Origin of the sequence: Pseudomonas sp. R1-18, from assembly GCF_051132095.1 — a bacterium.
Classification (GTDB): domain Bacteria; phylum Pseudomonadota; class Gammaproteobacteria; order Pseudomonadales; family Pseudomonadaceae; genus Aquipseudomonas.
In genome coordinates, this window is sequence record NZ_CP071658.1 from 673,413 (window position 1) to 694,995 (window position 21,583).

Consider the following 21,583-nt stretch of genomic DNA (forward strand, 5'->3'; position numbering starts at 1 on the left):
ATTGTGCGTTTGCGTCTGATCGCTGTCGGTTCACGCATGCCCAAGTGGGTGGAAGAGGGTTGGCATGAGTATGCCAAGCGTCTGCCATCCGAGCTTGCGCTGGAGCTCGTGGAAATTCCGCTCAATACCCGTGGCAAAAACGCCGACGTGGCGCGCCTTATCCGTCAGGAAGGTGAAGCCATGCTGGCCAAAGTGCAGCCCGGCGAGCGGATCGTCACTCTTGAAGTGCACGGTAAACCATGGAGTACCGAGCAACTGGCGGTCGAACTGGATCGCTGGCGGCTCGATGCGCGTACGGTCAACCTGATGGTGGGCGGCCCCGAAGGGCTGGCGCCGGAAGTGTGCGCGCGCAGCGAACAGCGCTGGTCGCTGTCGCCGTTGACCCTGCCGCATCCGTTGGTGCGTATCCTGATCGGCGAACAGATGTATCGCGCCTGGACAGTCCTGTCCGGGCACCCTTATCACAAGTAGCATCGCTTTTATTGTGAACACGGCCTAAATGTCTCAACCGATCCGTCTCAAAGACCATGAGAAAGACGCACGCCTGGTGCGCGGCCGGGTCGTGTTCGGTGCCGTGGCGATCATGTTTCTGGTGTGCGTACTGATTGCGCGGCTCTATCTGCTGCAGGTCATCCAGTACGACTACCACTCGACGCTGTCGGAAAACAACCGTGTTCACGTCCAGCCGATTCCGCCCAGCCGTGGCCTGATCTTCGACCGCAACGGCGTCGTGGTGGCGGACAACCGCCCCAGCTTCAGCCTCAGCGTGACTCGCGAGCGCTCCGGCGACTGGTCAAAAGTCCTGGATACCATCGTCGAAGTGCTGCAACTGACGCCTGACGACCGGGCGATCTTCGAAAAACGCATGAAGCAGGGGCGCAGGCCGTTCGAGCCGGTGCCGATCCTGTTCGAGCTGACCGAAGAGCAGATCGCGCTGGTCGCGGTTAACCAGTTCCGCCTGCCCGGCGTTGAAGTGGTCGCGCAGCTGGTACGTCATTACCCGCAAGGTCCGCATTTTGCGCACTCGGTCGGCTATATGGGGCGTATCAACGAGAAAGAGCTCAAGACCCTGGACCCGGTGAACTACAGCGGCACCCACCACATCGGCAAGACCGGAATCGAGCGTTTTTATGAGGCCGAGCTGCACGGGCAGGTCGGCTATGAAGAAGTCGAGACCAACGCCCGCGGCCGCGTGTTGCGTGTGCTCAAACGTACCGACCCGGTGCCGGGTAAAGACATCGTTCTGAGCCTGGACATCAAGCTGCAGGAAGCCGCCGAAGCCGCGTTGGGCGGACGTCGTGGCGCCGTCGTGGCGCTGGAGCCGAATACCGGGGAAGTGCTGGCGATGGTCAGCGCGCCGAGCTTCGATCCGAACCTGTTCGTCACTGGCATCAGTTTCAAGGCATACGCCGAGCTTCGTGATTCCATCGACCGGCCGCTTTTCAACCGTATTCTGCGTGGTCTTTACCCGCCGGGTTCGACCATCAAGCCCGCGGTAGCTGTCGCCGGCCTGGACGCAGGCGTGGTCACGCCCGGTTCGCGGGTGTTCGACCCCGGTTTCTATCAGTTGCCGAACTATGACCACAAATACCGCAACTGGAACCGCACCGGAGATGGCTGGGTCGACCTGGATACCGCGATCATGCGTTCCAACGACACCTATTTCTACGATCTGGCGCACAAGCTGGGGATCGATCGGCTGGCGACATACATGAACAAGTTCGGGCTCGGGCAGAAGGTCTCTCTGGACATGTTCGAAGAGTCGCCGGGCCTAATGCCGTCTCGCGACTGGAAACGCGCCACCCGCCGTCAGGCCTGGTTCCCGGGTGAAACCCTGATTCTGGGGATCGGTCAGGGGTACATGCAGGCCACGCCGCTGCAGCTCGCGCAGGCGACAGCGCTGGTAGCCAGCAAGGGCAAGTGGATCCGGCCACATCTGGCCAAGACCATCGAAGGCCAGCCGCCGGTCGACGAAAATCCGATTCCCGATATCATTTTGCGCGATCCGGCCAACTGGGCGCGGGTCAATCATGGCATGCAGGAAGTACTGCACGGCGCACGCGGCACGGCCCGCAAGGCAGCCATCGGCGCTCAATACCGCATCGCGGGCAAGAGCGGTACCGCTCAGGTCGTGGCCATTAAACAGGGCGAGAAATACGACCGTTCCAAGGTTCAGGAGCGTCATCGTGACCACGCCCTGTTCGTCGGCTTCGCGCCGGCCGACAATCCGAAAATCGTCGTGGCTGTGATGGTCGAGAACGGTGAGTCCGGTTCCGGCGTCGCAGCCCCTGTGGTTCGTCAGGTGATGGACGCCTGGTTGCTCGACGAGCACGGCGCGCTTAAAACCGAATATGCCGGTTCCCTCAACCTGGAGGCTGCGGCCCGTGAAGAGTAGTTTTGACCGCGTGCTGTCCAGCGAAGATGTGATGCGCCGCCGCGCCACCTTCCTGCAGCGCATTCATATCGACGGTCCGCTGTTGATCCTGTTGCTGACCCTGGCCGCCGGCAGCCTGTTCGTGCTGTATTCGGCCAGCGGCAAGAATTGGGATCTGTTGATCAAACAGGCCAGCTCGTTCGGCATCGGCATGGTGGCGATGGTGATCATCGCCCAGCTGGAACCCCGGTTCATGGCGCGTTGGGTGCCGGTGCTGTACGTCCTCGGCGTGCTGTTGCTGGTGGTGGTCGACGTCATGGGGCACAACGCCATGGGCGCGACCCGCTGGATCAACATTCCAGGCGTCATCCGTTTCCAGCCTTCGGAATTTCTCAAGATCATCATGCCGGCGACCATCGCCTGGTATCTGTCCAAGCGTACGCTGCCGCCCGACATCAAGCATGTCGTGGTCAGTCTGGCTTTGATCGGCGTGCCGTTCGTCCTGATCGTCCGTCAGCCGGACCTCGGCACCTCGCTGCTGATCCTGGCATCCGGTGCCTTCGTGCTGTTCATGGCCGGTCTTAAATGGCGCTGGATCATCAGTGTGCTGGCGGCAGCAGTGCCAGCCGCGGTGGCGATGTGGTTCTTCTTCATGCACGACTACCAGAAGCAGCGAGTCCTGACCTTTCTCGATCCGGAAAGCGATCCGCTGGGCACCGGCTGGAACATCATCCAGTCCAAGGCCGCCATCGGCTCGGGCGGGGTATTCGGCAAAGGCTGGCTGCTGGGCACCCAGTCGCACCTGGACTTTCTTCCGGAAAGCCACACCGACTTCATCATCGCCGTGCTCGGCGAGGAATTCGGGCTGGTCGGCATCTGCGCGTTGCTGATCATTTATCTGCTGCTGATCGGACGCGGGCTGGTGATCACCGCTCAGGCGCAGACGCTTTTCGGCAAATTGCTGGCGGGCGCGCTGACCATGACATTTTTTGTTTACGTTTTCGTCAACATCGGTATGGTCAGTGGCCTGCTGCCGGTCGTGGGCGTGCCGCTGCCCTTCATTAGCTACGGCGGAACTTCGCTCGTGACACTACTGTCAGCGTTTGGGGTTTTGATGTCGATTCATACGCATCGCAAATGGATCGCTCAGGTTTGATTAAGGTGAAGAACTCAATGCAAGCAATGCGTAGCTGGGCTCGATATGCTCCGGTGGTCGGCCTGGTAGGCATCCTTGGATCGGTACAGGAAACAGTCGCGGGGGACTATGAAGGCTCGCCGCAGGTCGCCGAATTCGTAGGCGAAATGACCCGCGATCACGGCTTTGCCGGCGAACAGTTGATGGACGTGTTCCGCGAGGTGGAGCGCAAGCAGGCGATACTGGACGCGATCTCCCGCCCGGCCGAGCGCGTCAAGCAGTGGAAAGACTACCGCCCGATGTTCATTACCGACGCCCGTATCGCACGCGGCGTGGATTTCTGGCGCCAACACGAAGCGGCTCTGGCCCGCGCCCAGCAGGAATACGGCGTACCGGCCCAGATCATTGTCTCGATCATCGGCGTGGAGACCTTCTTCGGTCGCAATACCGGCAATTATCGAGTGATGGACGCGCTGTCCACGCTGGGCTTCGATTATCCGCCGCGCGCTGAATTCTTCCGCAAGGAGCTGCGTGAATTCCTTTTGCTCGCCCGCGAGCAGCAACTGGACCCGTTGACCCTCAAAGGCTCCTATGCCGGCGCGATGGGCCTGCCGCAGTTCATGCCGAGCAGCTTCCGCGCCTACGCCGTCGACTTCGACGGTGACGGGCACATCAATATCTGGACCGACCCCGACGATGCCATTGGCAGCGTGGCCAGCTACTTCAAGCGCCACGGATGGGTGGCCGGTCAGCAGGTGGTGAGCCGCGCATCGGCTCGCGGCGCTCAGATCGACCAGGGTCTGAGCCCCGGCCTGGATCCCGTTATGTCGGTTGGGGAGTTGCGGGGGCTGGGCTGGGCGAGTCATGATGCGCTGCGCGACGATTTGCCCGTCACGGCGTTTCGCCTGGAAGGGGCGAGCGGTCCCGAATACTGGATGGGGTTGAGCAATTTTTATGCAATTACCCGTTATAACCGCAGTGTGATGTACGCCATGGCCGTGTATCAGCTGTCTGAATCTCTGGTTCAAGCTCGAGGCGTCAAGTAATGCCGGCAGTGCCGTTTAGTAGCTCTCTGAAACTGCTGGCCGTGACCGGCCTCGCACTGCTGGTCGCCAGTTGCTCGTCGCCGTCGCGCACAACGCAGCCGGGCAAGGGTGGACCTGTCGTGCGCGCCACGCCGGGCCTGGACATCAATCGGGCCCACAAGGACGGCGCGCCCTGGTGGGATGTGGATGTGTCCCGTATTCCCGACGCCACGCCGACCCTGCACACCGGGCCTTACAAGGCCAACCCCTACACCGTGCTGGGCAAGACCTATTTCCCGATGAGCGAATCCAAGCGCTACGTCGCTTCGGGCACCGCATCCTGGTATGGCACCAAATTCCACGGGCAGAACACCGCCAACGGCGAGGTGTATGACTTGTACGGCATGAGCGCGGCGCACAAGACGTTGCCGCTGCCCAGCTATGTGAAAGTCACCAACCTGGACAACAACCGGACGGTAATCCTGCGCGTCAACGACCGCGGGCCGTTCTACTCCGACCGCATCATCGACCTGTCCTACGCCGCGGCCAAGAAGCTCGGCTATGCCGAAACCGGCACGGCGCGGGTCAAGGTCGAAGGCATTGACCCGCAGGAATGGTGGGCGCAGCGCGGCCGTCCGGCGCCGCTGATGCTCAGCCAGCCGCAAGTGGTGGCGCAGGCTTCGGCACCGTCGATCTCGACGTCCACTGGCACCGTCGAACAATACACGCCGCCGCCTCAGCAGCACGCGGCGCCTGCCGTACCCTTGCAGGTCGACGCAAAAAAAAACGTTTCAGGACCAGCCGCTGGGCTGTTTCTCCAAGTGGGAGCCTTCGCCAACCCGGACGCTGCGGAACTGTTGAGGTCCAAGCTGAGCGGGATGGTTCAGGCTCCGGTGTTCGTGAGTTCGATAGCACGCAATCAGCAGACGCTCTATCGAGTGCGGCTGGGACCGATCGACACGCCGGGTGAAGCCCAGCAGTTGCAGAACAGCGTCAGGTCGGCCAACCTCGGCCAGCCCAGCGTCGTGACATCGGATCAGTAACACCAACGTTCAATGGTCGCCTTTCGGCAGTAATGGAAGGCGGCAACGGTCGCAGGCAGCGAGCACTTGCCGTCAGAGCAAGCGCTGCGGGTGGCCGTCCACAAGGTCGTGTGTCGAACAGGCGATCTTGTCAGCCAGGGCCTTAGCCTGGCGCCATGAACCGTACCGGAGCATCGTGCTCCGCCGGTCTGTTCAGCTTTGCCCGCAAGGGCATGTTTGCCCATTAGCATTTTCGAGAGACGGATGAACATCACCACCTTTGCAAAACGTTTGTGCCTGCTTGTGCCACTGGTCATCGCCCCGAGCACCTGGGCCGCGGAACAAATGACGCCTGCTGCTCCGCAGCTGGCTGCCAAGTCCTACGTGCTGATGGATGCCACCAGCGGCAACGTGCTGGTCGAAAACAACGGTGACCAGCGCCTGGCACCCGCGAGCCTGACCAAACTGATGACGGCCTACATCGCGACCCTGGAAATCCGTCGCGGCCAGATCGGTGAGAACGATCCGGTCACCGTCAGCGAGAACGCCTGGCGCACGGGCGGTTCGCGGATGTTCATCAAGGTGGGCAGCCAGGTAACCGTCAGCGACCTGCTGCACGGCATCATCATCCAGTCGGGCAACGACGCCAGTGTCGCGATCTCCGAGCACATCGCCGGCAGCGAAGACGCGTTCGCCGACATGATGAACAAGACGGCCGCCGATCTGGGCATGACCAACAGCCACTTCATGAACCCGACCGGCCTGCCGAACCCCGAGCACTACTCGTCGGCTCACGACATGGCCAAGCTGGCTCGCGCGATCATTCACGAAGACCCGGCTCACTATGCGATCTATTCGCAGAAAGAGTTCTTCTGGAACGGCATCAAGCAGCCTAACCGCAACCTGCTGCTGTGGCGCGACAAGACCGTCGACGGTCTGAAGACCGGCCACACCGAAGAAGCAGGCTACTGCATGGTGTCCTCGGCGGTACGTGACGGCATGCGTCTGATCGCCGTGGTCTTCGGCACCAACAGCGAGCAGGCTCGCGCGGCGGAAACCCAGAAGCTGCTGACTTATGGCTTCCGGTTCTTCGAAACCCAGAACTTCTATCAGAAGGGCACCGAACTGGCGCAGGCGCCGGTCTGGAAAGGCACCGTCCGTCAGGTGAAGGCTGGTCTGGCCGAAGATCTGAGCCTGACCATGCCTAAAGGCGAAATGAAAAAGCTGTCCGCCAGCATGACCATGAACCCGCAGCTGGTAGCGCCTATCGCCAAGGGCGACGTGATCGGCAAGGTTGAAGTGAAGTCGGAAGAGAAAGTGGTACACACCGCGAACCTCATCGCACTTGAGCCCGTTGAAGAAGGTGGTATTTTCCGCCGCCTGTGGGATAGCATTCGCATGTTCTTCTACGGCTTGTTCAACTGACCTTCTAGTAATCAATGCCGACCTTCTCGCAGCCCGCTTTTCAGCGGGCTGTGTGTCCGTCGTCACGGCTTGTGAGACCTTTACTGCCATGACAGATACCGACGTCAAGTCGCACAAAATCGAATTTCCCTGCAATGACTACCCGATCAAGGTGATCGGCGACACCAGTGTGGGCTTCACTGACGCGGTGATCGAAATCCTGGGCAAGTACGCCAGCATCGACATCGCAACGCTGGCCGAGCGCCAGAGCAGCAACGGCAAATACACCACGGTACAACTGCATATCGTCGCAACGGGCGAAGACCAGCTGCGCGACATCAATAGCGCCCTGCGCGCTACGGGTGTCGTGCACATGGTGCTCTGATGTCGCAGGTGCTTGGCTTTCGTGATCTGGGTCTGCTGGATTACGAGCCCTCATGGCACGCGATGCAGCGTTTCACCAACGAGCGCGACCGCGAGGCGGCGGACGAAGTCTGGCTGGTCCAGCACCCGCCGGTTTTCACCCAGGGGCAGTCCGGTAAAGCGGAGCATCTGCTGGTGCCGGGTGATATTCCGGTCGTGCAGGTCGATCGTGGCGGCCAAGTGACCTATCATGGCCCCGGCCAGTTGGTGGCTTACCTGATGCTTGACGTCAGGCGCCTGGGTTTCGGCGTTCGCGATCTGGTCACCCGAATGGAAAACACGCTGATTGCGCTGCTGGCCAGTTATGGCGTGACGGCCTTTGCCAAGGCCGACGCGCCCGGCGTCTATGTCGACGGCGCGAAGATCGCGTCGCTCGGCCTGCGCATCCGTAACGGTTGCTCGTTTCATGGGCTGGCGCTGAATGTCGACATGGACCTGGCACCGTTTCATCGCATCAACCCTTGCGGTTATGCGGGGCTGGAAATGACCCAGCTTCGCGATCACGCAGGGCCGATAGAATTTTCCGAGGTAAGTGCCCGGCTGCGCGCGCAGCTCGTCAAACACCTCGACTATGCTGAGCAGGCGACCCTTACGGGCGGAATACATTCTTATGACTGACACCGTGCAAACCCTGATCCCTGCGCTCGACGTTTCCGAGCGTGCGGCCCGTCCGAAAGTCGAAGCCGGCGTGAAGCTGCGTGGCGCGGAAAAAGTCGCGCGCATCCCGGTGAAGATCATTCCGACCGTCGACTTGCCGAAAAAGCCCGACTGGATTCGGGTGCGGATCCCGGTGTCCCCGGAAGTCGACCGTATCAAGCAGTTGCTGCGCAAACACAAGCTGCACAGCGTTTGCGAAGAGGCATCGTGCCCGAACCTGGGCGAATGCTTCTCGGGCGGCACCGCGACCTTCATGATCATGGGTGACATCTGCACCCGTCGTTGCCCGTTCTGTGACGTCGGCCATGGTCGCCCGAAGGCACTGGATGCCGACGAGCCGAAGAACCTGGCGGTGGCCATTGCCGATCTGCGCCTCAAGTACGTTGTGATCACCTCAGTGGATCGCGATGACCTGCGTGACGGCGGTGCTCAGCATTTCGCCGACTGCATTCGCGAGATTCGTGCGCTGTCGCCGGGCGTTCAGCTCGAAACACTGGTGCCGGACTACCGTGGCCGTATGGATGTCGCGCTGGAAATCACCGCAGCCGAGCCACCTGATGTGTTCAACCACAACCTGGAAACGGTTCCGCGCCTGTATAAGGCTGCGCGTCCGGGTTCGGACTATCAGTGGTCGCTGACGTTGCTGCAACGCTTCAAGCAGATGGTGCCGCACGTGCCGACCAAATCCGGTCTGATGCTGGGCCTTGGCGAGACTGACGACGAAGTGATTGAAGTGATGCAGCGTATGCGCGAGCACGACATCGATATGCTGACGTTGGGTCAGTACCTGCAGCCTTCGCGCAACCACCTGCCGGTCCAGCGTTTCGTTCACCCGGACACCTTCGCCTGGTTCGCCGAGGAAGGCTACCGGATGGGCTTCAAGAACGTGGCATCCGGCCCGCTGGTTCGCTCGTCCTACCACGCCGACGAACAAGCCAAGATCGCCAAGGCCAGTCTGGTCTGATCAACGCTTGAACCGCACATGAAAACGGGCCGGATATCACTATCCGGCCCGTTTTTCGTTCTGTGACTATGTGGAAGCGGGCCGGGCGGCGCTCCGCTTGCCTGCGATCTGCCGGGATCCGGCGGCATCCAGGTTGGGTGCGGTGTGTCTGGCACGGCCAGGCGCGTCACCTGCTGCCGCTGCGCGCCAGATCGCGGACAAGTCCGCTCCTACACGGATTGTAGTGTTACGGCTGGCGCAAGCGATTCAGCAGCTCATGCGTCGGGTATCCATCCGCAGGCCAGCCGAATGACTGCTGGGCGCTGCGTATCGCCTTGCGCGTATTGGCGCCAATGATGCCGTCTGGCGAGCCTGCGTCGTATTGACGGGCGGAAAGCAGGCTTTGCAGCTCGATGCGCTCAGAGCGGCTTAGCGGCAGATCTCCGCGCGGCCAGCTGCCGACCACGTAACCGGCACCCTTGAAACGATCCGACAACAGGCTGATAGCCAGCGCATAGGACGTCGAGTTGTTGTATTTGAGAATGGCGCGGAAGTTGTCCAGCACCAGAAAGGCCGGGCCGCGATAACCGGCTGGCAGCAGCAGCGTCGCCTGCTGTTGGCTGGCTGCAACCGGGATCGCCGAGCCATCCGGCTGTTTTATGCCGAGCTGTTGCCACTCAGCCAGGCTTTTACGGGTGGTCGCGTCGGCCAGCGCGTAATCGAAGTCCGAGCCCAGCACTACTTCGAAACCCCACGGCTGTCCGCGCTGCCAGCCTGAGCTTTGCAGGTAGTGGGCGGTCGATGCCAAGGCGTCGGCGGGCGTGTTCCAGATATCACGACGTCCGTCGCCATCGAAGTCCACAGCGTGGGTGTTGTAGGTGGTGGGTATGAACTGGGTCTGGCCCATGGCGCCAGCCCACGAGCCAAGCATCTTGTCCGGTGTGATGTCGCCCTGCTGAAGGATTTCAAGCGCGGCCAGCAACTGGCTCTGTGCAAAGCCTGGGCGACGGCCTTCATACGCCAGCGTGGCGAGCGAGCGAATCACTGATTGCGAACCCTGGAAGCCACCGAAATTGCTCTCCATGCCCCATACGGCCACCAGCGCCTGGCGGTCAACGCCATACACCTGTTCGATCTTCTGCAGGTCATTGGCGTACTCGGAGAGCAGGGCCTGGCCTTTGCGTACTCGTGCGGCCGAGATCGCGCCATCCAGGTACTCCCACACCGGCCGGCTGAATTCCGGCTGACTGCGGTCCGCCTTGACCACGCTCATGTCCGGCGTGACACCGGCAAACGCCCGGTCGAATACGTCGGCGCGAATGCCGGCCTTCAGGGCCTGATCGCGGAAACCGGCTTGCCAGTCGCTGAAGCTGATGGCGGGCTGAATCGACAGGTTGTCGTCCACACTGAGGGGCGGCGCGGGCGCAGGCGTCGCGACAGGTGTAACGGCAGGAGTTTTGATGGTCTGGAGAGGCGTGGCGTCAGCGGCAGTAGGTTTTTCTGCGCAGGCTACCAGGACGATGAGGCTGGAAGCGGCGAGGAGTTGGCGCAACTGCGAGCGCTGGGTAAAACAAGAAGGCATGCTTGGGTCCAGGAGGATTACCGACAGATGCAGACCTTAACACGGCAACGCGGTTGAAAGCGCCCCGCAAACGTAGCGGGGTATCAGGCAGCCAGAAAGCAAGAAGCCTCCCAGCTTTTGGACTGGAAGGCTTCGCGGCGGTAGCTGCCCTTGCCTTTGGCGGGTCGTTCCTGGCGGCTACGGAACAGTGGCTGGGCGACGATGGATTTGGCCTTGTTCGGCCGTTTTGGCTTGCTCATGGCAGATGCTCCAGAGGGGAAAGTTGCGGAGCGAATATTCGGCCAAAGAGCATAGGTTGTCCAATAGTTGCCTGCTATGGACGGGCATGCGCAAAACCTTGCGGGAGGACGCTTGGTCTGGGCAGCATCCGATGCCCTGGCGCGCAGCGGCAGCAAAACCAGGCACCCTGGCCTTGCCGGACACACCGCATCCACTGCTCTTGCTGCCGCTGCGCGTCAGATCGCAGGCGAGCCAGCTCCCACGCCCTTCGGGCTGAAACATCGAGCCCGCTTGTGATTCTGGCCGAAGGGCGTGGAGTTAGCTTGCTGACGATCTGGCGCGAAGCGGCAGCAAAACCAGCCACCTTGGCCTTGCCAGACACACCGCATCCAGCGCTATTACGGCCGCTGCGCGCCAGATCGCAGGCGAGCCAGCTCCCACGCCCTTCGGGCTGAAACATCGAGCCCGCTTGTGATTCTGCCCGAAGGGCGTGGGAGTTAGCTTGCTGACGATCTGGCGCGAAGCGGCAGCAAAACCAGGCACCCTGGCCTTGCCGGACACACCGCATCCAGCGCTATTACGGCCGCTGCGCGCCAGATCGCAGGCGAGCCAGCTCCCACGCCCTTCGGGCTGAAACATCGAGCCCGCTTGTGATTCTGCCCGAAGGGCGTGGGAGTTAGCTTGCTGACGATCTGGCGCGAAGCGGCAGTAAAACCAGCCACCTTGGCCTTGCCAGACACACCGCATCCAGCGCTATTACGGCCGCTGCGCGCCAGATCGGCCAGGTCAAGCTCGCTCCCACAAGTGATAGACGGTTGTGGCGCGCCTGTTACTCCGCAGGCAGTGCCAGCCTTTGTCCGGCCATCAGAAGCGCCAGTCGACCGAGGCTGCTCCAGGGCGAGCCGGTTGCCTGGCCTTTGATCTGGGCATCGATGCGCTGGGCGTCCATCAGCAGTTGGCTCCAGCGTTTTGCGGAATGGCGTTGCAGCGCTTTGCTCATCAGCGGCTTGCGCTTGTCCCAGACCGGCGGGCGCGCGGAGCTGAAGACCTTGTCCAGCGGCATGCCCTGGCTGAACTGCAGAGACATGGTCGCCAGCGCGCGCAATTCGCGGGTCAGTGCCCAGAGCACGACGGGCGTCTCGACGCCTTCGCCGCGCAGACCTTCCAGGATACGCAGCGCATGCGCCGCCTCACCGTTAAGGACGGCGTCAGTAAGGCCGAAAACGTCAAACCGCGCACTGTCCGCTACCGCCGCCTGGACGGTCTCGACAGTAATCTGGCCGTCTTCTGCCATCAGCTTGAGCTTTTCGATTTCCTGAGCCGCAGCCAGCAAATTGCCCTCGACCCTTGCCGCGATCAACTCGACCGCATCCTGGGTGGCCGCAAGCCCGGCCTGCGAAAGACGCTGACGAATCCATTGCGGCAACTGGCCGATGTCCACCGGCCAGATCTGTACGAACTGAGTGTGCGCGCCCTCGATCAGCGCCTTGCCCCACTTGGTCTTCTGCGCGCTGCCATCGAGCTTGGGCAAGCTGATCAACAACAGCGTGTCCTCGGCGGGGCGGGCACAGTATTCCATCAAGGCCGCCGCACCCTTGTCGCCTGGTTTGCCGGATGGCAGACGCAGTTCAAGCAAACGACGCTCGGCAAACAGCGACATGCTGGCGCCAGCCTGCAGCAGCGTTCCCCAGTCGAAGCTGGCATCGGCGCTGAATACCTGGCGTTCATCGAAGCCCTGACGCCGCGCGGCGTTGCGGATGGCGTCGGCGGCTTCCTGGCATAACAGCGGGTCATCGCCGCTGATCACGTACACAGGCGCGAGCGTGCCTTGCAGGTGTTTGTCGAGTTGGGCGGGGGCAAGTTTCATCGTCGGGGATACCGGGGCCAGTCGGCTGGCCCCTGATATTTACCTGCTCGGGATTTCGATAGGCGACTGTTGCGGCGTTTCGTCGCGAGCACGCTGCGCTGCTTCCAACGCTTCCTGTTCGGCTTTGGCCACGGCATCGGCGTTGGCCTGAAGTTGATCCAGACCCGCCGGCGTCAACTGCTGCAGGCGCGACATGGTTCTCTGAACCAGATCGTTGCGCATTTCCTGACGGACCTGTGAAGCTTCGCGATCAGAACCGGTCAGGTTGTTGCCATCGTGTGCGTAGGATTTTTCTACGACAACGCTGTCACCCAGCAGGAAGCGATCACGCTCGCCACGGATCTCATACTTCAGGGTAGTGGTCAGTTGATACTCGGAGGCGCGACCGGAGCTGGAGAAGCCGATCGAACGCTGTTCTTCCTGTTCGCTGACCAGCACCAGCTTGTACTGGGCGCCGTTGTAAACCTTGACGCCAGAGGCCGTCAGCATGCGGGAGAGCTGCGTCACGGTTTCGCCGTAGGCGTTACGCGCCTTGACATCAAGTTCCTTGATCGTCAGTTCGTTGGTGCCGGTGCCACGCAGCTGGAAGCCACAGGCGCTCAGCATCACCGCCAGGCCCATCACCAGCAAATTGCGTTTGATCATCTTGTTGCTCCCCTTGAATCCGTTTGGGACGTCATTGCGTGCCCGGAATTATGTTCGGCGCCTGTCTGCCAGGCGCCCGATCCAATCAGCTTGCGACGATATTGACCAGCTTGCCGGGCACGACGATCACTTTGCGGATCGTCAGACCGTCGATGAAGCGCAGCACGTTCTCGTTGACCCGGGCAGCGGCTTCGATCTCTTCACGGCTGGCGCTGGCCGGCATTTCGATCTGGCCGCGCAGCTTGCCATTGACCTGAATAACCAGTTGCAGACTGTCCTGCACCAGCGCGCTTTCATCCAGCACCGGCCAGCCCGCATCGATGACCGGAGTGTCATGGCCCAGCGCTTTCCACAGTTCGTGGCTGATGTGCGGCGTGATCGGTGCCAGCAGCAGCGTGACGGTTTCCAGACCTTCCTGAAGCAGGGCGCGGTCCTGGGCCGTGGCGTGCGGCGCTTTTTCCAGCACGTTCATCAGCGTCATCACCTGGGCGACGGCTGTGTTGAATTTCTGGTGCTGACCAATATCCTGGCTGGCCTGCTTGATTGCCTGGTGAATAGAGCGGCGAACGGCTTTCTGGTCATCGCTCAGTGCCGACAGATCGAGACTGTCTGCGGTGCCCTGGATCACGTGTGCCTGGGCAAGACGCCAGACGCGGCGCAGGAAGCGGTGCGAACCTTCTACGCCGGAGTCGGACCATTCCAGGCTCATGTCGGGCGGAGAGGCGAACATCATGAACAGGCGGCAGGTGTCCGCGCCGTATTGATCAATCATGGTCTGCGGGTCGATGCCGTTTTTCTTCGACTTCGACATCTTCTCGGTGCCGCCGATTTCCACCGGCAAGCCGTCGCTGGTCAGCCTGGCGCTGATGACCTTGGCCTTCGCATCGCGTTCAAGCGTTACATCGGCAGGGTTGATCCAGGTCTTCTTGCCGCTGGCTTCCATGCGGAAGTAGGTCTCGGCGTTGACCATGCCTTGGGTCAGCAGGTTCTTGAACGGCTCGTTGGACGTTACCAGCCCTTCATCGCGCATCAGCTTGTGGAAGAAGCGCGCATACAGCAGGTGCAGGATCGCGTGTTCGATACCGCCGATGTACTGATCGACCGGCAACCAGTGGTTAGCCGCGCCCGGTTCCACCAGGCCGCCTTCATAGTGAGGCGAGGCGTAGCGTGCGTAGTACCAGGACGATTCGACGAAAGTGTCCATGGTGTCGGTTTCGCGCTTGGCCGGTGCGCCGCATTTCGGGCAGCTGCACTCGTAGAACTCCGGCATGCGCGCCAGCGGCGAACCGGCGCCGTCGGGTACGACGTCTTCGGGCAGCACGACAGGCAACTGGTCTTCCGGCACCGGCACGTCGCCGCAGCTGTCGCAATGCACGATTGGAATCGGGCAACCCCAGTAGCGCTGACGGCTGATACCCCAGTCGCGCAGGCGGAACTGGGTGCGGGACTGGCCGAGGTTCTTCTTGACCAGTGCAGCTTCCATGGCATCGAAAGCCGCCTGGAAATCCAGCCCGTCGAACTCGCCGGAATTGATCAGCTGGCCATGCTCGCCGTAGGCAGCCTGCCAGGGCGCTGGCGTCTCGTCGCCAGTGCTGGTGCGGACCACGGCCTTGATCGGCAGACCGTATTTGGTGGCGAATTCGAAATCGCGCTCGTCGTGGGCCGGCACCGCCATGACAGCGCCATCGCCGTAGTGCATCAGCACATAGTTGGCGACCCAGACCGGAAGCTTTTCACCGGTCAGCGGATGCTCGACGAACAGCGAAGTAGGCAGGCCTTTCTTCTCCTGCGTGGCAACGTCAGCTTCGGCGACGCTGCCACCCTTGCACTCTTCGATAAAGGCTTGCAGCTCGGCGTTGCCTTGCGCCGCCTGCGTCGCCAGCGGGTGCTCGGCGGCAACGGCCACATAGGTCGCGCCCATCAGCGTGTCAGGGCGGGTGGTGAAGACTTTCAGTGCACCGGTCTGGCCAATGGATGCCTGGTCATAGGGGAACTGCACTTCCATGCCGCGCGACTTGCCGATCCAGTTGCGCTGCATGGTCTTGACCTGCTCGGGCCAGCCCGGCAGTTCGTCCAGACTCTCCAGCAGCTCATCCGCGTAGGCAGTGATCTTGAAGTAGTACATCGGGATTTCGCGCTTTTCGATCACCGCGCCCGAACGCCAGCCGCGGCCGTCGATGACCTGCTCGTTGGCCAGCACGGTCTGGTCGACCGGGTCCCAGTTCACAGTCCCGTTCTTACGGTAGATCACGCCTTTTTCGAACAGGCGAGTGAACAGCCATTGTTCCCAGCGATAGTAATCGGGCTTGCAGGTAGTCACCTCGCGGGACCAGTCGATCGCCAGCCCCAGGCTTTTAAGCTGGGCCTTCATGTAGGCGATGTTTTCGTAGGTCCACTTGGCGGGCGCGACGTTGTTGTCGATCGCGGCGTTTTCCGCCGGCATGCCGAATGCATCCCAACCCAGAGGCTGCAGAACGTTCTTGCCCTGCATGCGCTGGTAGCGGGAGATCACGTCGCCGATGGTGTAGTTGCGCACGTGACCCATATGCAGCTTGCCGCTTGGGTAAGGAAACATCGACAGGCAGTAATAGGTCTCCTTGCCTGGCTGCTCACTGACTTCAAAAGACTTTTGCTCTTCCCAGAAGGTCTGGGCGGCGGCTTCGATTTCGCGGGGCTGATAGAGTTCGTGCATGGCTACTTTTACTAAGGATTGTTGACCCTTGACCGCTTCGTTGCTTTGCCGAGTCTCGTTGCCACCGTGGGCCGGGCATTGGAGCCGCCCGTGGGTGCATCCGGGCTCAAGAGAGCGGAAGTGGAATTACAGGAAGCGCCGTAGCATACATGAGCGCCGCCGACCGAGGGAAACGCTGATTGCTCGGCACCCGGCCAAAGCCCGGCGTAAAGCGCGTGATCTGGCCGTTGGTCGCACTTTCGGGACGGTTTTTGAACCAGCGCTAAGCTCATTGACGAGGGTATGTCTTATCTTCAATGAGGTGAACGGATGACAGAGTTGCAGCACACAGTAAGCACTCCTGAGCTGTATGAACGTTTGATCAATCGTCTGGGACTGGCTCTTGAAATGGCGAGTACCGCGGTCCGGCTTCGAAACGAGCTGCCTGCGGAACTTGAGCTCAAAGGGTTGAGCAGTGCCGAGTTCGAGCTGATTGAGGCCTACCTTGAAAAAGGCGCGATGGCGGCAAACGGGGCTGTTGAGAGTAAGTCAAAGGGCAGTTTCAATGTTCCAGTGGAGCAGACCGATTCGATAGCCAAGCCGCGCGTTTGCGCCAGGGTCATCTGGCTCAGTGACAAGCGCCGTGCCAAAACGTCGGAGCGGCCAGGCCGCAACAGTTCACACAGCACTTTCAAGCTTTAAAAACCCGTCGCAGGCTAGGACCTGCTTATAAGCATTGTTGCTTAGCACCATTCCTTTTAGGCTTCGGGCATCCATGGAGATGCCCTGATGCCATTACGTTATTTGTTCAAGACCTTGCTGCTGCCCCCGGGGATTCTGTTCCTGCTGATGGGCATTGGCTGGTGGCTGCGCAAATCTCGTCCGCGAACCGCTGCGGGCTGTTTCATTTTGGGGCTGGGCGGCTTGTGGCTGATGAGCCTGCCGGTCGTGGTCGAGCACGCGGCCCGCGCGCTGGAGCAGGATCCGCCGTTGCCGAGAGACCAGTGGCCTGCACTGGCGCAGCGGGCTGACGTCATTGTCGTGCTGGGCAGCGGTCGCGAACGTCATGACCCGGTCTGGGGCGAGGACGTTTCAACCGGCATCGGCCTGGAACGTCTGCGCCTGGCGGCGCGTCTTGCGAAGGAGTCGGGGCTGCCGATCCTGACTTCCGGTGGCCTGCACTTCGGCGAACCGCCGAGCGAAGCCGAGATCATGGCGCGCTCGCTGGAGCAGGACTTTGCAATGCCGGTGCGCTGGCAGGAAGGCCGCAGCCGGACGACCTGGGAAAACGCGACCATGACCGCCGACATCCTGCGCGGGCAGGGAGTCAAGCGCGTCGCACTGGTGACGCAGGCCTGGCATATGCCAAGAGCCCGCTGGTGTTTCGAACAAGCGGGCTTCACCGTGGTGGCCGCGCCGGTCGGCTTTCTGGGCGTGGACAACGCCCGGCCGTTTGGCGGCTGGTTGCCCGAAGCGCGGGCGATCACTCAGAGCGGGGCGTTACTCAACGAGGCAGCCGGGCTACTGGTCTACCCATGGGCGTATCCGTAATACCTCCGGTACGCCCGTTGCCATCGAACTGAGCCCGTGAATCAGACCGTCCTGGAAATCCGCGAAGCGAGCAGCGCCCAACCGAAGATCAGCAGACAGACGATTGCCAAGGGCCAGGAGCGCCAGCGCAGGTAGGGTGTAAGTTCGTGCATCGGCACAACTTCGCCGTACAGGACGGCGCGCTCGAACTGAGGAATCTGCGCGGTGATCTTGCCGAACGGGTCGATCAGGCCGGTGACACCGTTATTGGTCGCGCGGATCATCCAGCGGCCCGCTTCGAGCGCGCGCATCTGCGCCATCTGCAAGTGTTGCAACGGGCCGATGGAGGTGCCGAACCAGGTGTCATTGCTGACCGTCAGCAGCAGGTCGCTGCGTGCCGAAAGTCCGGCGGCGAATTCCGGGTACACCACTTCATAGCAAATGAACGGCGCGATCTGGTATCCCTTGGCCTGCAATAACGGCTGATCGTTGGGACCGCGCGCGAAGTCGGACATCGGCAGATCGAAAAACGCGATCAGGCCACGCAGCAAATCCTGCAGCGGAACGTACTCACCGAAAGGCACCAGCTTCTGCTTGTAGTAAAGGCCGTCGCCCTGGCCAGTCACCGTGATGCCGTTGTAATAACGGTTTTCACCGCGTTCATTGCGGTCCCGGACCGGCACGCCGGTGATCAATGCGGCACCGCGGTCGCTGGCGAACCGGCCCATCATCGTCAGGTAACCTTCCGCGCTCTCCTTGAGAACCGGCACGGCGGTTTCCGGCCAGACGATCAGGTCGGCCTGCTGCGAACTGAAGGTCATGTCGCGGTAAAGCGCCAGCTGGGCATTGAGCTGCTTGGGGTCCCACTTCATGCTCTGCTCGATGTTGCCCTGCAACACGGCAACTTTAAGCGGGTTGCCCGATGGCGAGGTCCAGGCGTGACCTTTGAGCGACAAAGCCGTGATCCACGGTGCAAACAGCAGTACCACGCCGATGGCCAGAAACGACTTGCGGCTGCGCAGCCGATGCAGATTGCAGAGCAATGCGGCGGTCAGACCCAGCGTGAACGAAATCAGCCACACGCCGCCCACCGGTGCCAACCCGGCCAGCGGGCCGTCGAGCTGACTGTAGCCGGAATACAGCCATGGGAATCCGGTCAGGAACCAGCCACGAAAGGCTTCCTGGAACACCCACAGCGCCGCGAAGGCGAGGGCGTCCGCCAGCGGCGCTTCGTTGCGTCGCAGCCAGCGCGCCCAGAGCCAGGCGGGCAGCGCGAAAAACAACGCAATGGCGGCAATGAACGCCAGCATCAGCAAGCCGGCCAGCAGCACCGAAGCGCCGCCGTACGTATGAATGCTGACATAAATCCAGCTGGTACCCGCGCCGAACAGACCAAACCCGTAGCACCAGCCACGGCGCAACGCCTGGCCTGGGCTCAGCTCGCGCAGCCCCAGATAAAAAAACACCACGGCCAGCAGCGCCAGTGGCCAGAAATCGAACGGTGCCAGGGCCAGAGTGGTGACAGCGCCGGCCGCCACGGCCAGCAGATTACCGGGCCAGCCGGGACGGGTTATCCAGCGCATCTATTTTCCTTGGTACGGCATCGGAAGGTTACGGACGTGAGACAGGGCTCAGACGCAGCAAGTGGATGCGCCGGCTGTCGGCGCTCAGCACGCGAAAACGGTAGGCACCGATCACGGTGATTTCCGCGCGCTTGGGCAGATGGCCGAATGCGTTCATGACCAGACCGCCGACGGTGTCGAATTCGTCGTCGGAAAACTCGCTGTCGAAAAACTCGTTGAAATTCTCGATGGGCGTCAGCGCCTTGACCAAGAAGTCGCCGCTGGGCAGCGGTTTGATGTAGCTGTCTTCCTCGACATCATGTTCGTCTTCGATGTCGCCGACGATCTGTTCCAGCACGTCTTCAATGGTGACCAAACCCGCCACGCCGCCGTATTCGTCGATGACGATGGCCATATGGTTATGGTTAGCGCGGAATTCGCGCAGCAACACGTTGAGGCGCTTGGATTCCGGAACAAACGTCGCCGGGCGCAGCAAGGTCTTGATGTCGTCGCTATCGCCATCGGCCTTGAGAATCAGGGGCAGCAGATCCTTGGCCAGCAGCACGCCAAGTACGTCGTCATGGCTTTCGCCGATGACCGGGTAGCGTGAATGCGCCGCCTCGATGACGGCCGGCAGAAATTCGCGAGGGGTCTGGCTGGCCTTGATGCTGATCATCTGCGAGCGCGGCACCATGATGTCGCGCACCTGCAGGTCGGCAACCTGGATCGCACCTTCGACAATGGCCAGCGCTTCGCTGTCCAGCAGCTTGTTCTGGTGGGCTTCGCGCAGCAGCTCAAGCAGCTCCTGGCGGTTTTTCGGCTCATGGACAAAAGCCTGGGTGAGTTTACCCAGCCATGACTTTTGTCCGTTGCTCGATCGGTCTTCGCTCATAGCCCTTACTCGTGTTCCTTTCTTACTGGTTCTGAATGGTTTGGTTCGGCGTCTTCGTCGTCGGCGTAGGGATCCGGATAGCCCAGTTCCGCAAGCAACGTTCGTTCCAGTGCTTCCATTTCTTCGGCTTCTTCATCATCGATATGGTCGTAACCCAACAGATGAAGGCAGCCGTGAATCACCAGATGCGCCCAATGTGCGTCGACGGCCTTGCCTTGTTCCCGGGCTTCGCGATTGACGACCGGAACGCAGATCACCAGGTCGCCCAACAGCGGGATATCCAGCATGTCGTCGGGTACATCGGCAGGAAAGGACAGCACATTGGTGGCGTAATCTTTATGACGCCATGTGTGATTGAGTTCACGGCCTTCGGTTTCATCCACCAGCCGAATGGTCAGCTCCGAGTCGGCGCTACGCTGGCGCAAGCCCATTTCGCACCAGAGGCGGAACTGGGCTTCACTCGGGGCGCTGATTTCACTGGCGATCTGCAGATCCAGCTCAAGCATCGCGGTTCTTGTCTCGTCCATAGCTGTTACCGCTCGACGCGCCATCGCTGTAACGGTCATCGAAACGCTCATAGGCTTCGACTATGCGCTGCACCAACGGGTGGCGAACCACGTCCTTGGGCTTGAAGTGCGTGAAGCTGATGCCTGGCACGTCCTTGAGCACGTCGATGACATGGGTCAGGCCCGACTTGGTGCCCTTGGGCAGGTCGACCTGAGTGATGTCGCCGGTGATCACGGCCGTGGAGCCGAAGCCGATACGGGTCAGGAACATCTTCATCTGCTCGACGGTGGTGTTCTGACTCTCATCGAGAATGATGAAGCTGTTATTAAGGGTGCGCCCGCGCATGTAAGCCAGCGGTGCAACCTCGATGACCTGCTTCTCGATCAGTTTGGCAACGTGCTCGAAGCCCATCATCTCGTACAGCGCGTCGTAGAGCGGGCGCAGGTACGGGTCGATCTTCTGGGCCAGGTCGCCGGGCAGGAAGCCGAGCTTTTCGCCCGCTTCCACGGCCGGGCGCACCAGCAGGATGCGGCGGATCTGCTCGCGCTCCATGGCGTCCACGGCGCATGCGACCGCAAGATAAGTCTTGCCGGTGCCCGCCGGACCGATACCGAAGTTGATATCGTTGCCAAGGATTTCCTTCACATAACGCTGCTGATTCAGGCCGCGTGGGCGAATCATGCCTTTCTTGGTGCGCAGCGCAACGCCGACTTCGGCGGCGGGGTGGTTGTCCAGCCCGTCGACACCCGATTCCTGCAGGAACAGGTGAACCATGTCCGGCGTCAGATCCGTACCTTTGGTTTCACGGTACAGACGTCGCAGAAGGTTTTCAGCCGATTTGGTTTGTTTAGGCTCGCCAATGAGCTCGAACTGATTGCCGCGATTGCGGATCTCGATGTTCAGGCGCTGCTCGATCAGGCGCAGATGCTCGTCGAGTTGGCCGCACAAGTTGGCGAACCGATGGGCCTCGAAGGGTTCGAGGGTGAAACGATGGGGTTCTATGGTTGCGTTCAAGGTCGTTTTGTAGCCATCCGGCAGCAATGAGGTAAGGCGAAGAATACTCCTGGTGCTGGCCGTGCGAAAGGTCTGACTTGCAATTGGCGTAAACAGCCGGGAGGTATCCGC

General features: G+C 61.3%; 20 protein-coding genes. 11 read left to right on the forward strand and 9 right to left on the reverse strand.

Annotation, left to right across the window (positions count from 1 at the left end; genetic code table 11):
• Positions 1 to 3: 3 nt before the first annotated feature.
• From rlmH to lipA, 9 genes are all read left to right on the forward strand, one after another.
• Positions 4 to 471, forward strand: a complete 468-nt coding sequence (gene rlmH, locus J3P77_RS03100; protein ID WP_434679498.1) for a 23S rRNA (pseudouridine(1915)-N(3))-methyltransferase RlmH — start codon at positions 4 to 6, stop codon at positions 469 to 471.
• Between the two features lie 28 nt (positions 472 to 499).
• On the forward strand, positions 500 to 2,395 hold the full coding sequence (gene mrdA, locus J3P77_RS03105; protein ID WP_434679500.1) for a penicillin-binding protein 2: 1,896 nt from the start codon (positions 500 to 502) through the stop codon (positions 2,393 to 2,395).
• Between the two features lie 31 nt (positions 2,396 to 2,426).
• Positions 2,427 to 3,530, forward strand: coding sequence for a rod shape-determining protein RodA (gene rodA, locus J3P77_RS03110; protein WP_434681858.1), 1,104 nt, complete (start codon positions 2,427 to 2,429; stop codon positions 3,528 to 3,530).
• Between the two features lie 17 nt (positions 3,531 to 3,547).
• Positions 3,548 to 4,555, forward strand: coding sequence for a lytic murein transglycosylase B (gene mltB / locus J3P77_RS03115; RefSeq protein WP_434679501.1), 1,008 nt, complete (start codon positions 3,548 to 3,550; stop codon positions 4,553 to 4,555).
• Positions 4,555 to 5,577, forward strand: a complete 1,023-nt coding sequence (locus J3P77_RS03120) for a septal ring lytic transglycosylase RlpA family protein (RefSeq protein ID WP_434679502.1) — start codon at positions 4,555 to 4,557, stop codon at positions 5,575 to 5,577. The genes mltB and J3P77_RS03120 overlap by 1 nt, the downstream gene beginning before the upstream one ends.
• Positions 5,578 to 5,820: 243 nt before the next feature.
• Positions 5,821 to 6,981 carry a D-alanyl-D-alanine carboxypeptidase family protein gene (locus J3P77_RS03125; RefSeq protein WP_434679504.1) on the forward strand — a complete coding sequence of 387 codons (1,161 nt, stop codon included), beginning with the start codon at positions 5,821 to 5,823 and terminating at the stop codon, positions 6,979 to 6,981.
• 88 nt (positions 6,982 to 7,069) lie between these two features.
• The gene (locus J3P77_RS03130) at positions 7,070 to 7,345 is read left to right on the forward strand and encodes a DUF493 domain-containing protein (protein ID WP_434679506.1); all 276 of its coding nucleotides are present in this window, start codon (positions 7,070 to 7,072) and stop codon (positions 7,343 to 7,345) included.
• Positions 7,345 to 8,001, forward strand: a complete 657-nt coding sequence (lipB, locus tag J3P77_RS03135) for a lipoyl(octanoyl) transferase LipB (protein ID WP_434679507.1) — start codon at positions 7,345 to 7,347, stop codon at positions 7,999 to 8,001. The genes J3P77_RS03130 and lipB overlap by 1 nt, the downstream gene beginning before the upstream one ends.
• On the forward strand, positions 7,994 to 9,004 hold the full coding sequence (gene lipA, locus J3P77_RS03140; RefSeq protein ID WP_434679509.1) for a lipoyl synthase: 1,011 nt from the start codon (positions 7,994 to 7,996) through the stop codon (positions 9,002 to 9,004). The genes lipB and lipA overlap by 8 nt, the downstream gene beginning before the upstream one ends.
• Positions 9,005 to 9,230: 226 nt before the next feature.
• Here the strand turns inward: lipA and J3P77_RS03145 are convergent, their stop codons facing one another.
• The 5 genes from J3P77_RS03145 to leuS all read right to left on the reverse strand — a co-directional run bounded on the left by J3P77_RS03145 (position 9,231) and on the right by leuS (position 15,988).
• The gene (locus J3P77_RS03145; protein WP_434679511.1) at positions 9,231 to 10,565 is read right to left on the reverse strand and encodes a lytic murein transglycosylase; all 1,335 of its coding nucleotides are present in this window, start codon (positions 10,563 to 10,565) and stop codon (positions 9,231 to 9,233) included.
• A gap of 83 nt (positions 10,566 to 10,648) precedes the next feature.
• Complete coding sequence (gene arfA / locus J3P77_RS03150; protein ID WP_125831790.1) at positions 10,649 to 10,804, reverse strand: alternative ribosome rescue factor ArfA; 156 nt, start codon at positions 10,802 to 10,804, stop codon at positions 10,649 to 10,651.
• An 809-nt stretch (positions 10,805 to 11,613) separates the two neighbouring features.
• Entirely contained in the window at positions 11,614 to 12,651 is a 1,038-nt protein-coding gene (gene holA / locus J3P77_RS03155; protein WP_434679513.1) for a DNA polymerase III subunit delta, read from the reverse strand.
• Positions 12,652 to 12,690: 39 nt separating this feature from the next.
• A complete protein-coding gene (gene lptE / locus J3P77_RS03160; RefSeq protein ID WP_434679515.1) occupies positions 12,691 to 13,296 on the reverse strand; it encodes an LPS assembly lipoprotein LptE in 606 nt (201 codons plus the stop codon).
• 85 nt (positions 13,297 to 13,381) lie between these two features.
• Positions 13,382 to 15,988, reverse strand: coding sequence for a leucine--tRNA ligase (gene leuS, locus J3P77_RS03165; RefSeq protein ID WP_434679516.1), 2,607 nt, complete (start codon positions 15,986 to 15,988; stop codon positions 13,382 to 13,384).
• 309 nt (positions 15,989 to 16,297) lie between these two features.
• Between leuS and J3P77_RS03170 the strand changes: the two genes are divergently transcribed.
• Positions 16,298 to 16,669 (forward strand): hypothetical protein, encoded by a 372-nt coding sequence (locus tag J3P77_RS03170; protein ID WP_434679517.1) that lies wholly within the window; start codon positions 16,298 to 16,300, stop codon positions 16,667 to 16,669.
• An 87-nt stretch (positions 16,670 to 16,756) separates the two neighbouring features.
• A complete protein-coding gene (locus J3P77_RS03175) occupies positions 16,757 to 17,518 on the forward strand; it encodes a YdcF family protein (protein ID WP_434679518.1) in 762 nt (253 codons plus the stop codon).
• Positions 17,519 to 17,559: 41 nt separating this feature from the next.
• Here J3P77_RS03175 and lnt read toward each other — a convergent pair whose 3' ends face one another.
• From lnt to J3P77_RS03195, 4 genes are read right to left on the reverse strand one after another with little or no spacing between them, the layout of a single operon-like run.
• Positions 17,560 to 19,080, reverse strand: a complete 1,521-nt coding sequence (lnt, locus tag J3P77_RS03180) for an apolipoprotein N-acyltransferase (RefSeq protein WP_434679519.1) — start codon at positions 19,078 to 19,080, stop codon at positions 17,560 to 17,562.
• A 28-nt stretch (positions 19,081 to 19,108) separates the two neighbouring features.
• Positions 19,109 to 19,951, reverse strand: a complete 843-nt coding sequence (locus J3P77_RS03185) for an HlyC/CorC family transporter (protein WP_434679521.1) — start codon at positions 19,949 to 19,951, stop codon at positions 19,109 to 19,111.
• A gap of 5 nt (positions 19,952 to 19,956) precedes the next feature.
• Complete coding sequence (gene ybeY / locus J3P77_RS03190) at positions 19,957 to 20,457, reverse strand: rRNA maturation RNase YbeY (protein ID WP_434681861.1); 501 nt, start codon at positions 20,455 to 20,457, stop codon at positions 19,957 to 19,959.
• The gene (locus J3P77_RS03195; protein WP_434679522.1) at positions 20,450 to 21,472 is read right to left on the reverse strand and encodes a PhoH family protein; all 1,023 of its coding nucleotides are present in this window, start codon (positions 21,470 to 21,472) and stop codon (positions 20,450 to 20,452) included. The genes ybeY and J3P77_RS03195 overlap by 8 nt, the downstream gene beginning before the upstream one ends.
• Positions 21,473 to 21,583 lie beyond the last annotated feature (111 nt).

Bases quoted from the DNA above. Each gene is read 5' to 3' on its own strand.
- mrdA (WP_434679500.1), top strand. From the start codon at position 500: ATGTCTCAACCGATCCGTCTCAAAGACCATGAGAAAGACGCACGCCTG.
- rodA (WP_434681858.1), top strand. From the start codon at position 2,427: ATGCGCCGCCGCGCCACCTTCCTGCAGCGCATTCATATCGACGGTCCG.
- mltB (WP_434679501.1), top strand. From the start codon at position 3,548: ATGCAAGCAATGCGTAGCTGGGCTCGATATGCTCCGGTGGTCGGCCTG.
- J3P77_RS03120 (WP_434679502.1), top strand. From the start codon at position 4,555: ATGCCGGCAGTGCCGTTTAGTAGCTCTCTGAAACTGCTGGCCGTGACC.
- J3P77_RS03125 (WP_434679504.1), top strand. From the start codon at position 5,821: ATGAACATCACCACCTTTGCAAAACGTTTGTGCCTGCTTGTGCCACTG.
- J3P77_RS03130 (WP_434679506.1), top strand. From the start codon at position 7,070: ATGACAGATACCGACGTCAAGTCGCACAAAATCGAATTTCCCTGCAAT.
- lipB (WP_434679507.1), top strand. From the start codon at position 7,345: ATGTCGCAGGTGCTTGGCTTTCGTGATCTGGGTCTGCTGGATTACGAG.
- lipA (WP_434679509.1), top strand. From the start codon at position 7,994: ATGACTGACACCGTGCAAACCCTGATCCCTGCGCTCGACGTTTCCGAG.
- J3P77_RS03145 (WP_434679511.1), bottom strand. From the start codon at position 10,565: ATGCCTTCTTGTTTTACCCAGCGCTCGCAGTTGCGCCAACTCCTCGCC.
- arfA (WP_125831790.1), bottom strand. From the start codon at position 10,804: ATGAGCAAGCCAAAACGGCCGAACAAGGCCAAATCCATCGTCGCCCAG.
- holA (WP_434679513.1), bottom strand. From the start codon at position 12,651: ATGAAACTTGCCCCCGCCCAACTCGACAAACACCTGCAAGGCACGCTC.
- lptE (WP_434679515.1), bottom strand. From the start codon at position 13,296: ATGATCAAACGCAATTTGCTGGTGATGGGCCTGGCGGTGATGCTGAGC.
- leuS (WP_434679516.1), bottom strand. From the start codon at position 15,988: ATGCACGAACTCTATCAGCCCCGCGAAATCGAAGCCGCCGCCCAGACC.
- J3P77_RS03170 (WP_434679517.1), top strand. From the start codon at position 16,298: ATGACAGAGTTGCAGCACACAGTAAGCACTCCTGAGCTGTATGAACGT.
- J3P77_RS03175 (WP_434679518.1), top strand. From the start codon at position 16,757: ATGCCATTACGTTATTTGTTCAAGACCTTGCTGCTGCCCCCGGGGATT.
- lnt (WP_434679519.1), bottom strand. From the start codon at position 19,080: ATGCGCTGGATAACCCGTCCCGGCTGGCCCGGTAATCTGCTGGCCGTG.
- J3P77_RS03185 (WP_434679521.1), bottom strand. From the start codon at position 19,951: ATGAGCGAAGACCGATCGAGCAACGGACAAAAGTCATGGCTGGGTAAA.
- ybeY (WP_434681861.1), bottom strand. From the start codon at position 20,457: ATGCTTGAGCTGGATCTGCAGATCGCCAGTGAAATCAGCGCCCCGAGT.